The sequence below is a fragment of the Psychromonas sp. KJ10-2 genome (assembly GCF_047323255.1).
GTDB lineage: Bacteria > Pseudomonadota > Gammaproteobacteria > Enterobacterales > Psychromonadaceae > Psychromonas.
This window is the reverse complement of the sequence record NZ_CP178827.1, coordinates 961,601-975,427: the sequence shown is the minus strand read 5'-3', so window position 1 is coordinate 975,427 and position 13,827 is coordinate 961,601. Positions and strand designations below refer to the sequence as shown.

The window sequence follows — 13,827 nt, the reverse complement described above, 5'->3', positions numbered from 1 at the left end:
ATGTTATTAATGTTCACCTTATTACCTACCCATTCATTTATTTATAATGTTGCTGCGATCTCTTTTACTTTCTCAAGGTCACCGTTAACTGCTTCTGTTAAACGTGTTCCATATTCAGTATCGGCTTTGTAAAAGTGACTTAACATTTTATGTTGGATCTGTTTGTTTTTTACCTGACCTAAATCACCCGATAAGTTACGGATCAAGTTAGTACGTTGTTGAGCAGTATAAGAACGGTAAAGGTCACCAGCTTGCGCAAAATCCAATGTTTTATAAATCGTTTTTTGCTGTACCTTACCTACCAGTTCAGGTGTGCTATGAAGTGCTTTTGCATCTTCAGCAACACCTTCATAATTTGGTTGGTAGTTTATATCTGACTGTGTATTACCAACATTACCTATGCCACCTTGGTTGTAATTGACCACAGGTACAACAGGGCGGTTAATGGGTAATTGTTGATGATTAGCCCCTAAACGATACAACTGAGTATCTGCATAGGAAAATATACGACCCTGTAATAAACGATCTTCAGAAGGCTCAATACCAGGAATTAAATTTGCAGGCGCCATCGCCACTTGCTCTGTTTCTTGGAAAAAGTTATCTGGAATACGGTTTAACGTCATCGTTCCCACTTTTGTTTCTTTTATATTTTCCCAAGTTTTAGTCGCATCTAATGGGTTATAGGCAAACTTATTTAAATCAGCTGGATTTAATGTTTTGATATATAAATCCCATTTTGGAAAGTTACCTTCGGCAATGTTGGTGTAAAGATCACGTGTCATATGTTGTGTATCTATCGACTGCACCTCTTTCACTTGGTCTGCATCTAAATTATGGATACCTTGATGACTCTTCCAGTGAAACTTTACATATCTTACGTCACCATCATCATTGATCATCTTATATGCATGAACACCAAAGCCATCCATTTCACGGTAACTTGCTGGTGTGCCGTTATCACTAAATACACGGGTTAGCATATTAGTTGACCCAGACTCATGAGAGAAGAAATCAAAGAAACGGTTAGGATCTTGAATATTAGTAACTGGAGACGGTTTAAGTGAATGCACCATATCAGGGAATTTAATGGCATCACGGATAAAGAATACTGGGATATTAATACCGACTAGATCCCAGTTACCTTCATCACTATAGAACTTAGTTGCAAAACCTCTTGGGTCACGCAATGTTTCTGGGCTTCCCTTAGGGTGGATCACCGATGAAAAGCGCACAAACACTGGTGTTTCTTTACCTTTATTAGAAAACGGTGCTGCTGTGGTGACATTAGTAAAGTCAGTAGAAGCAACAAAAACACCGTGAGCGCCTGTACCACGTGCATGCACTACACGCTCCGGAATACGTTCGCGGGCAAAGCGTTGTAATTTTTGTATCAGGTGAACATCTTCTAATAACACACTACCATTAGGGCCCGCAGTTAATGAATTTTGATTATCTCCAATCGCTGCACCATTATCTTTTGTCATTACTTCCGCGTTGACATTAAAAATGGAGGCTATTCCTAGAATAGGCACTAATAAGTTAAATTTATGTTTCACATTTATTTCCTTTAAACATTTTCGTAACAAGTGCATGGATAATAGTGAGGTTTAGTTGAAAAATATAAACGTTTGTACGAATACAATTGATAGGTTTTAATTGCAATTTAAATTTTATCTATAAGTTTTACTTATTGTTTATTTTTGCTGATTATTTAAGCGAATAAAAAAGGAAACGGATTAGTTTTTATACTAGTGTCTTTTAAATACCTATTTTTATATTTAAAAACATAGGTTTATACATAAAAAATAAAGTGATTTAAAAGCGATTAGGTTAATTGATTAATATATAACGTAAAAAGTGAGATCACTTTGTCTGCTTCAAGTCGCAATTTTTATGTGATTTTAAATTAGTTACGTTATAATTCGCCCGCTTTGATGTGCATTATGTTATTACCCTGGAATTATCGAGAAAAGAATGTCAAAACGTGATTGTTATGAAGTATTAGGTGTTAGTAAAACAACATCTGATAAAGAGATTAAAAAAGCTTATAAAAAACTGGCGATGAAGTATCACCCAGATAGAAATCCAGATAACCCTGTCGCACAAGAAAAGTTCCGTGAAGTAAAAGATGCTTATGAAATTTTAAGTGATCCTGAAAAACGTGAACAATATAACGACTTTGGACACAGTGCTTTTGAAAATGGTCAAGCACGTGGACGTGGTGGATTTGGTCAGGGTGGTTTTGGCCAAGGCGGTGATTTTAATGATATGTTCGGCGATATGTTTGGACAACGTCATCAACAACGACAACAACCGCGTCGTCCTCAACCTAAAAACGGCTCAGATATTATTCTAAAAGTGGAATTAACGTTGGAAGAGTGTGTAGAGGGTTGTACTAAAGAAGTGCGTTTGCCTAATACAACGAACCCATTGGGTGTGGTTATTCCTGCCGGAATTAATCAAGGTCAACGAGTGCGCGTTGCTGGACAAGGTAATCCAGGGACTTTAGGCGCTCCTCGTGGAGATCTGTTTGTTGAAGTTGAATTATTGGAACATGAATTTTTTGTTCGCAAAGGCAATGACTTATATTGTGATTTAGCAACTAATTTCCCAACGGCTACTATTGGTGGAACCGCTAAAGCACGTACATTTACCGGACACATTAATCTGAAAATTCCAGCGGGTACACAGGCAGGACGTAAGTTCAGAATTAAAGGCCGTGGTGTTAAAGCCATGAACAGTGATTCAGTCGGTGACTTAATTTATAACGTGGTGATCCCTACACCAACAGAACTGACAGATCAGCAACATAAGCTATTAGCAGAATTAGCTGAATTGATGGCGTAAAGGCTGGATACGAACGATGAGGTTACTATTGCAGTTAATTAGAAACAGTTGGGTTATATTATCAATTATATTAGCCTCATTAATCATCTTTTTGTCACTGACTCCAATGGAACAGTTACCCTCTGTTCCTGGTACTGATAAGACACATCATTTTATAGCTTATAGTGCTTTAGTGTTTCCACTAATGCTGAAAAAACCAAATTACTGGATGGTTATTGTCTCTATTATTTGCGTTACTCAGCGGCACTATTGAATTGATCCAACCTTATCAAAACCGTTACGGTGAGTGGATGGATCTTTTTGCTAATATTGGCGGCTTAATTTGTGGCAGTATTTTAGCTTATTTTGTTAATCGTGCTTACCCAGCACAATAAATTTATCACTCTATACTGAGGGATGGTTCTAGTTACTTAATCAGATTGGTGTCACCGGTATGATTAATGTCTGCATGGTGTGATGAACCATGTTAATGCCATTTCGACTAAACTTAATACATTTATAAAGGTCAATTTTGAATAAAAATCACTGTGTCGTTATTGCAATTGCAGGGGCTTCTGCCTCAGGGAAAAGTTTGATTGCACATACCATCTGTAATGAACTTCGTCAGGAGTTAGGAACAGATCAAATAGGTATCATTTCTGAAGATGCTTATTATAAAGATCAATCACACATGCCAATGGAAGAGCGTGTGCAAACCAATTACGATCACCCAAAAGCCTTTGACCATGAATTGTTAGGGCAACACATTGAATCTTTACAAAATAACCAATCAGTTGAAATTCCTGTATACAGTTACACGGAACATACACGCACCGATGAAGTGATTAACTTATCACCTAAAAAAATCATTATCATTGAAGGTATTTTATTACTAACAGATTCAAAACTGCGTTCACAAATTGATGCAAGTATCTTCATTGATACTCCATTAGACATCTGTTTAATGCGCCGTTTAACCCGTGATATTATGGAACGTGGCAGAACATTAGACTCTGTTATGGAGCAGTATAAAAAAACCGTAAGACCGATGTTTTTACAGTTTATCGAACCTTCTAAACAACACGCTGATATCATCATCCCTCGTGGTGGTAAAAATCGTATCGCCACAGATATCCTGAAAACACGTATCAAATACTTATTAAATAAATAAGCATTTATGGCTCATAGCATCCCTAAAAACGCTTCTATCTGAAGCGTTTTTTATGCATCGAGTTGATGTGAAGCTTTCGGTTGATAAAGCTTAGTTGTTTAAATTTAACGACTTAATCAATAATTGTATGTTAATTCATCAATAAATAGATACAATGTAATCTCTCAGCAGATTAACACGCAAGTCACTGCTATTTATTATATCGCGACGATATAACTACCTTATTAATCAATAAAGCTAAATATAAAAGGCTTAGTGATTGAATGAGTTAGCAGTAGGTGACTGATCAGCTTAGCTTTATTGTTTTAATATCCCTCATTATCGTTCGCTCTATTTATATAAAGGTGAACAGATGTCTACAACACTATGGATCAAAAAACCACTTTCCACTTTCACAGCTAATCAGCAAGATGCAAGTAACGGGATCGTTATTAAAGATGGAATTATCATCGAGTTAGTGCCAAAAAATAGTGAGCCGACTCATGATATCGACCAATATTTTGATGCGAGTCAGCACATTTTACTGCCCGGTTTAATCAATACTCATCATCATCTCTATCAAACATTAACCAGAGCATTCCCACCTGCGTTAAACAAGCGCCTATTTCCTTGGTTGCAAGCCTTATATCCAGTTTGGGCAAAACTGCAACCAGATATGTTACATGCGGCGACAGAGTTAGGGTTATCTGAATTGTTATTGTCAGGCTGTACAACCGTTGCTGATCATCATTACCTTTTTCCTGAGGCATTAACTGAAGCGATAGATATTCAAGTATCAGCAGCAACACTGATTGGAAACCGTGTGATGCTAACACGTGGCTCTATGAGCTTAGGTGAAAAGGATGGGGGATTACCACCTCAATCAACAGTACAAAGTGATGCTGCTATTTTGGATGATTGCCAACGCGTGATCACCCAGTTTCATCAACGCGGAGACGGCGCTAAAGTACAATTAGCATTAGCTCCGTGTTCACCTTTTTCAGTAACTACTGACCTCATGATAGAAACGGCCAAACTAGCACGTCACAACCAAGTACGGTTACACACACATTTAGCTGAAACAGAGGATGAAAACAGTTTTTGTATAAAAACATTTGGCTTACGTCCACTGGATTATTTAGAGTCTGTTGGATGGTTATCATCGGATGTTTGGCTTGCCCATGGCATCCATTTTAATGACCAAGAGATTAAACGATTGGGTGCTGCAAAAACTGGCATCGCGCATTGTCCATCTTCTAATATGATCCTCGCTTCTGGGGTTTGTAGAACTAAGGAGTTGCAGGCAGCAGGTTCACCAGTAGGCTTGGCCGTTGATGGCTCTGCCTCTAATGATGGCTCGAATATGATACAAGAGGTGCGTCAAGCGCTGATGATTAACCGATTACGTTATCAAGCAGACGAAGTCTCACACCTTGATGCCTTGTATTGGGCAACAAAAGGCTCTGCACAAGTGTTAGGACGTGGTGATATTGGCGAATTAGCGGTGGGTAAACAGGCGGATTTAGCCCTGTTTAAATTGGATGAACTACGCTTCTCTGGTGCACACGACCCTTTAGCTGCATTAATTTTATGTGGCGCACATAAAGCAGATGTTGTGATGGTGGCGGGTGAGTGGAAAGTAAAATCTGGGTACTTGATGGACCATGATCTTGCAGATATGCAAGCACGGCACAGTCAAGCTGCTAAAAAGCTAGTCTTGTAACCTTATAAAAGTGATTGAATAAGCCTTAATCTAATGGTTAAGGCTTGTTTTAGACTCAGCCAAGCTATCAAAATTCACTTTAATACCTTTGCTGAACAAAACTTAACCCATTAATTCTTCAGCTTTTATCAAACAAATCATAAGTCAAAGCAATGCTGTGTAATATTTTTGAAGTTAATATCTGCTAAGCTAAAGGTCATCGATTAATCATCACTAACAAAGACCTGAAAATTCCATAGGGATAATCCTTTTTGCAAGGTATAATACGCGCTATTTTTTATTCAACAATTGCATGAGAGCGTCTATGTTCAGTTATTTTATCCCAACAGCGAAAGGGCTTGCGCCTTTATTAGAAGTAGAACTTAAAGATCTTGGTATTGAAAATACTAAGCAAATTGCTGGTGGTGTTAGCTTTGACGGTTCATTAGAGCAAGGTTACCAAGTGTGTTTATGGTCGCGTTTTGCGTCTCGTGTTTTGCTTAAGTTAAGTGAATTCAAAGTGATCGACCCAATGGATTTATACTTAGGTTGTAGCAACATTCCATGGGAAAGCCACTTTGACGTGGATAAAACCTTCTCTATCGATTTTTCAGGAAGCAATGATGAGATCCGTAATACTCAGTTTGGCGCATTAAAAATTAAAGATGCCATTGTGGATCGCTTCCGTAAGAAATTTTATGAACGTCCAAACGTTGAAAAGCGCGATGCCGATATCCGTTTTAATGGTCGTTTATTCAAAGATAAAGCCTCAATCTACCTTGATTTATCTGGCTCACCATTACACCTACGTGGTTACCGTACTATTGCGGGTGAAGCTCCATTACGTGAAACATTAGCTGCCGGTATTATTAAGCGCAGTGGTTGGAAAGGTGAAGCGCTACTCGACCCGATGTGTGGTTCAGGTACTTTGATTATTGAAGCTGCGATGATGTCATTGAACATTGCACCGGGTACATTACGTGATAAATTTGGTTTTGAGCAATGGAAGCAGCATGATGCTGAAACACTGGAGAACGCTCAAAACAAGCGCACAAGTTTACAGTAAACGTGCTGTTAATGATTGTGATGCACGTTTTTATGCGTCAGATTTAAGTAAAGATATGGTCAGTATTGCACGTCAAAATGCACAACGTGCTGGTGTCGCTGAGCTAATTGAATTTAGTGTCCAAGATGCTAAAAAAGTGATGCCGCCGGAAGAGTTAACAACGGGTATGCTGATTTCAAACCCGCCATACGGTGAGCGTTTAGGTGGTTTCAGTGACACTATTACCTTGTATACTGAGCTTGGTCATCACTTTAAAGATGCCTTTGCAGGTTGGAACTTAAGCATGTTCGCGATGGATACTGAGCTACTAAGCTGTCTTGGTATGCGTGCTGGACGTAGTTATAAATTCTTCAATGGTCCGATTGAGTGTGTGCTTAAAAATTACCGAATTTCTCCAAAGCGTAACGTGGAAGTAACGGAACAAGTTGCAGCAACAGCTAAACCAACTAAAACACCTAAAAAAGCTGACGTAGTTTATAAAGAGTCAACGGAAGATAACCCGTGGGGAACCATTACACCGGCGCAACAATTCCCAATGGCTGAAGAGTCTGAATCTGAATTAGTGTTTAAAGAAGTTAAACAGATTAAACCTGCGATTTATGCGGAAGATTTTGCTAACCGTTTACTGAAAAATATGAAACGTTTAGATAAATGGGCTAAGCGTGAAGATATTCAATGTTACCGTTTATATGATGCCGATTTACCTGAATATAATGTGGCGATCGATCGCTACAACGAATACTTAATTATTCAAGAATACCGCGCACCAAAAGAGATTGATGCACAAAAAGTACGTCGTCGTTTCTTAGACATCGTTTCAACAACGCGTTACCTATTGGACTTAACCGATGATCAATTGATTATCAAAGTACGTGAACGCCAAAAAGGGCGTCAACAGTACGAAAAATTAGACAGCAAAAAGCAACGTCTAGTGGTGCAAGAAGGGCCGGCTAAAATCATTGTTAACTTGCAAGATTATTTAGACACAGGCTTATTCCTTGACCATCGTCCTACGCGCTTACGTTTAGGTAAAATGGCCGCAGGAAAAGATTTCTTAAACCTATTTTGTTACACAGCAACAGCTTCTGTACATGCTGCATTAGGTGGTGCGAAATCAACTACCAGTGTAGATATGTCAAATACTTACTTGAACTGGGGACAAGAAAACTTCCTAGAGAATGGCATCAAAGGTAAACATGACTTTATCCAACAAGATTGTATTAAATGGTTACAACATGCCCATGAAATGTACGACTTGATCTTTATTGATCCACCCACTTTCTCAAACTCAAAACGTATGAGTGATGTGTTTGATGTTCAGGATGATCATGTTGCTTTACTAACAGCGGCAAGCGAACGTGTAAATTCAAAAGGTGAGATCATCTTCTCAAACAATAAACGTGGATTTAAACTAGATATCGAAGCAATTAAAGCGCTAGGTTTTTATGTGAAAGATATCAGCAAAGCGTCTATTCCAGAAGATTTTAAAGGCAATGATAAAATTCATCAGTGTTGGTTATTAACTAAACGCGATTAAGGTCATGGAATTAAATAACTTGCACAATTTGCAGTGATAACATGACAACACATAAAGGCCAATATTGATTGGCCTTTTGACGTTCAATAAATACAACAATTTGTATCTTGCGATAGCTGGCACGATGCTAATTAGAAGATTTAGTTAGCGAAACGAAATAGGTGTTTACCTAGCAGGCATAAGATAAAGACACATTAACGAGAGTGAATTAACGTGGCATTATTAACATTACATAACGCAGAACTGGCCTTTGGTGGCGGTGCATTATTAGATAAATCAAACTTAGTTATTGAAGCAAATGAACGTGTTTGTTTAGTGGGCCGTAATGGCGCAGGTAAATCGACATTATTAAAAGTATTAGATGGCCGTATTCAACTTGATGACGGCACATTATTGATCAATAACGATGTGAAAGTCGCTCGTTTAGAGCAAGATCCACCAACTGCCAGTATCATGAGTGCTTATGATTATGTGGCATCAGGTATGGAAAATGCGGGTAAAGTATTAAGCCAATACCACGAACAGTTAGGTGTTGTTGCTGAAGATTGCAGTGAAAAACAACTTAATAAATTACAACGTTTTCAAGAGCAAATTGACCAGCTTGATGCATGGCAACTAGATTCTAAAATCAATCAAATACTTGATCGATTAGCGATCAATCCTGAAATTACTTTAGATCAACTATCAGGTGGATGGTTACGTAAAGTTGCATTAGCTAAAGCGTTAGTGAATGACCCTGATTTGTTGCTATTAGATGAGCCTACCAACCACTTGGACGTAGGGACGATTGAGTGGCTTGAGCAATTCTTAATGTCTTTCCAAGGTTCAATTGTTTTTATCAGTCATGACCGTGAATTTATTCGTCGTTTAGCAACACGTATTGTTGATATCGACCGTGGCAAGTTAAGTTCATGGCGGGTGGTTACGAAGCTTATTTAATTGCGAAAGAAGAAGCATTGCGTATCGAAGAAGAGCAAAATGCGGAATTTGACCGTAAACTCGCCATTGAGGAAAAGTGGATACGTCAAGGCATTAAAGCCCGCCGTACCCGTAATGAAGGTCGTGTACGTGCATTAAAATCATTACGCCAAGAACGCTCCGAGCGCGTTAACGTGCAAGGTAAAGCTAAAATTGTCGTGGATGAAGCGGCACGTTCAGGCAAAATCATCTTTGAAACTGAAGGCTTGTCTTATAGTTATGAAGATCTACGTATTGTACGCGATTTTGATACCACTATTATGCGTGGCGATAAGATTGCCCTAGTAGGTCGTAATGGTTGTGGTAAAAGTACATTACTTAAATTATTACTGGGCGATATTGAACCTGATCAAGGGACAGTGAAGTGTGGTACTAAATTAGAGGTGGCTTACTTTGATCAATACCGCGATGCATTAGATCCAGAAAAAACCGTGGTTGATAACCTTGCTGAAGGCAAGCAAGAAGTTGAAATTAATGGCAACAAACGTCATGTCCTCGGTTACCTACAAGACTTTTTATTCCATCCTGATCGTGCCCGTACTCCGGTCAAAGCATTATCTGGTGGAGAAAAGAATCGTCTGTTATTAGCCAAAATTTTCTTAAAACCAAGTAATTTCTTAATTCTTGATGAACCGACCAACGATCTCGATGTCGAAACGCTTGAGTTATTGGAAGAGTTGTTAGCGAACTATCAAGGCACATTATTATTAGTGAGCCATGACCGTAGTTTTGTTGATAACACAGTAACCCATACTTGGTTCTTTGATGGTAATGGCAATATTCAACAATTTGTGGGTGGTTATAGTGATGCTGTTCGTCATAAAGCGCAAAGTGAAGCGCCAGTACAAGCAGTGAAAGAAACAAAACCAGCACCAGAAAAAGTTGAAAAAGCAGCGGTAAAATCGCCTAAAAAGAAAAAGCTATCGTATAAAGTTCAACTTGAACTAGATGGTTTACCTGCATTAGTCGAGCAGTTAGAAGAGAAAGTAGTAGAGTTACAGGAAACGATTAATACACCTGAGTTCTTTACTAAAGATAAAAAAGAAGCTGACCAATTCTTAGCGCTATTAGCAGAAACAGAAGAAAAACTAGAAAATGCTTTTAGCCGTTGGGAAGAATTAGACGAATTACAAAACGGAGAATGATTTTAACATGAATTACAGCAAAGCTATTTCAGTTATAGCACTACTATCAACCAGTAGTGCTTGGGCTGCAACTTCTTCTTATTATGAATATGAGATTTTGTCTCCAGACACGACCGGTAGTAATTATGGGCCTTTTCCATCTGCGATTACTGAAGAAGGCGATACCGTGGGGGTCTATGCTTTAAAAGCAGATCTTGATCAAAATATTGATATTGGTCTGCCTTTTACCTTCAACCAAGAATGTTTCTATGACGATGATGTCTGTGAGCTGATCTATTACGGTAGTGAAGATTCCACCGACGCAAGCTATGAAAATGGTTATCAAGACTGGCGTACTACGAGTGCTGAGATTGACAATAATGAGACAGATGCTGAGAGTTACTTCTTAGCCGCGACTAACAATGTAAAAATAGAAGGTTTTGGCGATGATACTGACGTTAAAATAACTGACGTTGTTGATTCTGATGTAGGCAGCTTTGCCGTAGGTTATGGTTCTGGACCATACACGGATGGAGAGCGTGATTACGTTCGTCGTGCTTTTATTGTTGACCCAAGTACAAGTTACGCCACTATCTCATTAATTCCAACAGCATTTGATGACGACGAAGGTGGTTTTAGTAGCGCTTATCGCATGCGTGATGTGACTTATAATAACGGTGATACTAAAACGCTGATTGTTGGTAATGCAAGTAAATCATTAGCGGGTGGCGATAGTGACTATTTTGACCTTTGTTACAATGAAGGTGATGAAGACGATTTAGACGATCTAAACTACTTAGTGAATTGTCCTGGGTTTGATACGCAAGCTTGGGCTTGGGAATATGATAGTAGCGCTACTGAAATCGAAGGTTTTGCTTTAGCGACTGAATGGTTAGATGATAACACCACGCGTGATGGAAGTGACGCGACTTACAGTGCCGCTGCCTTTGATATTAATAGCTCGGGCGTGGCAGTAGGTGTATCAACTTACGAATATTCAGACAGTGATGAAGGTGGTCGTCAACGAGCGATCATCATGACGCCAGATGATGATGGTGCTTATGATACACCGACCGTGATTGTTGATGCGACTGATGAATCTGATTCTGATGGTGATTACGACAAAAACGATGATTCTACTTATTACAACTCATGGGCAGAAAGCATTACCGATGAAAACATAGTGATGGGTAACCGTCAATATGGCTCAACTAAAAACGTAAACTACCCAATCGAAATGTTCATTTACGATATTGATGATGACAGCATTAGCATTCCTTTAGAGGACACTAAAGTGTTATCAACTAAACAACGTTTAGCGGGCGATAGTGCTTCATACCGTGGTGCAAATAGCTATGGTTATGACATGAATGAAAACGGCTTAATCGTGGGTAGTGCAGATGCTTACGACCAAACTGATCCGGTAGTAGGGGGTGATCCTCGAACACAAAGTGCATTCCTTTATGATAATACAACTGGTGATAGCTGGTTTATTGATGACTTACTATGTACAGAAGATGATGATGGTGTAGTAACACATCCATTAATTCGTTTAGAAAGTGCAACTGCAATCAATGATGACGGTGTGGTATTAGCTGAAGGTTTCCAATATGACAGTGACAGCGACTACAACAGCAGTGTTAATGCAACAGCCGTATTATTAAAACTAACGCCAAGTACGACAATGGATCCAGATGATAGCCCGAACTGTTGGGATTCAGAAACATTGGCTGACGATGATGAAGATTACGAGAGAAGTGGTGCTGCAACACTATGGTTATGGTTACTTGTTTTACCATTAGCACTCGTTCGTCGTGTTTATAAAAACAAAGTTTAAATTTAAATAACTGTTTAAACAATTGATAAAAAAGGTTTATTGCTTAAAGGCGATAAACCTTTTTGTTTTTTAGTGAATAAAATAATTCATGTGTAATGAAATTGTCACATTACACGTTCATATTAAGCACCATCGCTACGAAGCGTAATGAATATTTTGTTAAATAACTAATAAAATACAAATCGTAAAAATTAACTTAGTAGAAAATGGAGTTTTGAATGAAACTTAAAATGTTAGCCGCAGCGGTTACTTTAGGTACTGCGTCATTAATGTCGACAACTGCTATTGCAGCAGATCACGAACTACACTCTTACACAAAAGTAAGCGGTATTTCAGGTAACCTTTCATCTGTTGGTTCTGATACATTAGCAAACATGATGACTTTCTGGGCAGAAGAGTTTAAGCGTCAATACCCAAACATCAACATTCAAGTTCAAGCAGCGGGTTCTTCAACAGCTCCACCTGCACTAACTGAAGGTACTTCACAATTCGGCCCAATGAGTCGTCAAATGAAGTCTAAAGAAATTGAAGCATTTGAAAAACATTACGGTTACAAGCCAACAGCCGTTCGTGTTGCAATCGATGCACTAGCTGTATTCGTAAACAAAGATAACCCAATTGAAGGTCTATCAATTTCTGACGTTGATGCTATCTTCTCTTCAACTCACAAATGTGGCGCAGATAAAGATGCTACACGTTGGTCTGATGTAGGTTTAGGCGATAGCTGGGCTGAGAAAGATATCCAATTATTTGGTCGTAACTCAGTATCTGGTACTTACGGTTACTTCAAATCTAAAGCACTTTGTAAAGGTGACTTCAAAAGTTCTGTAAATGAGCAACCTGGTTCTGCATCTGTAGTTCAATCTGTTGCATCTTCACTAAACTCAATCGGTTACTCTGGTATCGGTTACAAAGTTGCTGGTGTTAAAGCTGTTCCACTTTCTAAGAAAGGAACTGATTACGTAGCAGCAACAACTGAAAATGCGATTAGCGGTAAATACCCACTATCTCGTTTCCTATACGTTTACGTGAACAAGCACCCAAACAAACCATTATCTCCACTACAAGCTGAGTTCATTAAATTAATGCTATCTCAGGAAGGTCAAACTATCGTAGATAAAGATGGTTACATTCCACTACCAGTATCTGTAGTAGAAAAAGAGCTTGCTAAACTAGGTCTATAATCCACCTAATTTAACAAACCAAATAAACAGCGCTTTTTAGCGCTGTTTTTGTTTGTGTAGAGGAAAATACTTCTAGAATAACAAGTCTAAAGTAAGCGTTTCTTATACCAATTGTATTAAATAACTGATCTAAATTTTGCACCGGAAAAATGGCTTAGTTTGAGGCGTAAGTTGATGTAAATGGTTGTTCCCTATACGAAACTTACAACGAAAAAATAAGTTGTTTTAACAAGTAAAATAGAATCAGTTACTTACTATGATTGGTATTAAAAGGGGTATCGAAGCTAATTAAGATAAACAACATTCAAAAAATCGCTTTGTGATTGTTAAAGATAAAATCAGGTTAGTTATAACAGCTTAATCTTATGAGCGGGCACCTCTTTAAGATGTGTTGTTTAATTTATTTCTAGTTAACTAAACAAG

General features: G+C 38.4%; 9 protein-coding genes and 1 pseudogene. 9 read left to right on the top strand and 1 reads right to left on the bottom strand.

Annotated features, from left to right (window positions below):
* Nucleotides 1-41 precede the first annotated feature (41 nt).
* Nucleotides 42-1,592: a catalase gene (locus ACLKL2_RS04685; RefSeq protein WP_413693560.1), complete on the bottom strand. Its 1,551-nt coding sequence runs from the start codon at nucleotides 1,590-1,592 to the stop codon at nucleotides 42-44.
* A 382-nt stretch (nucleotides 1,593-1,974) separates the two neighbouring features.
* On the opposite strand from ACLKL2_RS04685, the gene ACLKL2_RS04680 reads away from it, so the two are divergent.
* The 9 genes and pseudogenes from ACLKL2_RS04680 (at nucleotide 1,975) to ACLKL2_RS04640 (ending at nucleotide 13,404) form a co-directional block, all read left to right on the top strand.
* Nucleotides 1,975-2,847, top strand: a complete 873-nt coding sequence (locus ACLKL2_RS04680) for a DnaJ C-terminal domain-containing protein (protein ID WP_113819806.1) — start codon at nucleotides 1,975-1,977, stop codon at nucleotides 2,845-2,847.
* A 215-nt stretch (nucleotides 2,848-3,062) separates the two neighbouring features.
* Nucleotides 3,063-3,221, top strand: coding sequence for a hypothetical protein (locus ACLKL2_RS04675; protein WP_413693559.1), 159 nt, complete (start codon nucleotides 3,063-3,065; stop codon nucleotides 3,219-3,221).
* 137 nt (nucleotides 3,222-3,358) lie between these two features.
* On the top strand, nucleotides 3,359-3,997 hold the full coding sequence (gene udk, locus ACLKL2_RS04670) for a uridine kinase (RefSeq protein WP_113819808.1): 639 nt from the start codon (nucleotides 3,359-3,361) through the stop codon (nucleotides 3,995-3,997).
* 352 nt (nucleotides 3,998-4,349) lie between these two features.
* Nucleotides 4,350-5,699 (top strand): 8-oxoguanine deaminase, encoded by a 1,350-nt coding sequence (locus tag ACLKL2_RS04665; RefSeq protein ID WP_413693558.1) that lies wholly within the window; start codon nucleotides 4,350-4,352, stop codon nucleotides 5,697-5,699.
* A gap of 304 nt (nucleotides 5,700-6,003) precedes the next feature.
* Nucleotides 6,004-6,744, top strand: a complete 741-nt coding sequence (locus tag ACLKL2_RS04660) for a THUMP domain-containing protein (RefSeq protein ID WP_413693556.1) — start codon at nucleotides 6,004-6,006, stop codon at nucleotides 6,742-6,744.
* Nucleotides 6,692-8,281 (top strand): bifunctional 23S rRNA (guanine(2069)-N(7))-methyltransferase RlmK/23S rRNA (guanine(2445)-N(2))-methyltransferase RlmL, encoded by a 1,590-nt coding sequence (rlmKL, locus tag ACLKL2_RS04655; protein ID WP_413693555.1) that lies wholly within the window; start codon nucleotides 6,692-6,694, stop codon nucleotides 8,279-8,281. Before ACLKL2_RS04660 ends, rlmKL begins: the two co-directional genes overlap by 53 nt.
* Nucleotides 8,282-8,494: 213 nt before the next feature.
* A pseudogene (gene uup / locus ACLKL2_RS04650) lies at nucleotides 8,495-10,404 on the top strand (ATP-binding cassette ATPase Uup).
* Nucleotides 10,405-10,411: 7 nt separating this feature from the next.
* Nucleotides 10,412-12,220: a DUF3466 family protein gene (locus ACLKL2_RS04645; RefSeq protein ID WP_413693554.1), complete on the top strand. Its 1,809-nt coding sequence runs from the start codon at nucleotides 10,412-10,414 to the stop codon at nucleotides 12,218-12,220.
* Between the two features lie 218 nt (nucleotides 12,221-12,438).
* Nucleotides 12,439-13,404 (top strand): PstS family phosphate ABC transporter substrate-binding protein, encoded by a 966-nt coding sequence (locus tag ACLKL2_RS04640; RefSeq protein ID WP_113819813.1) that lies wholly within the window; start codon nucleotides 12,439-12,441, stop codon nucleotides 13,402-13,404.
* Nucleotides 13,405-13,827: the final 423 nt, after the last annotated feature.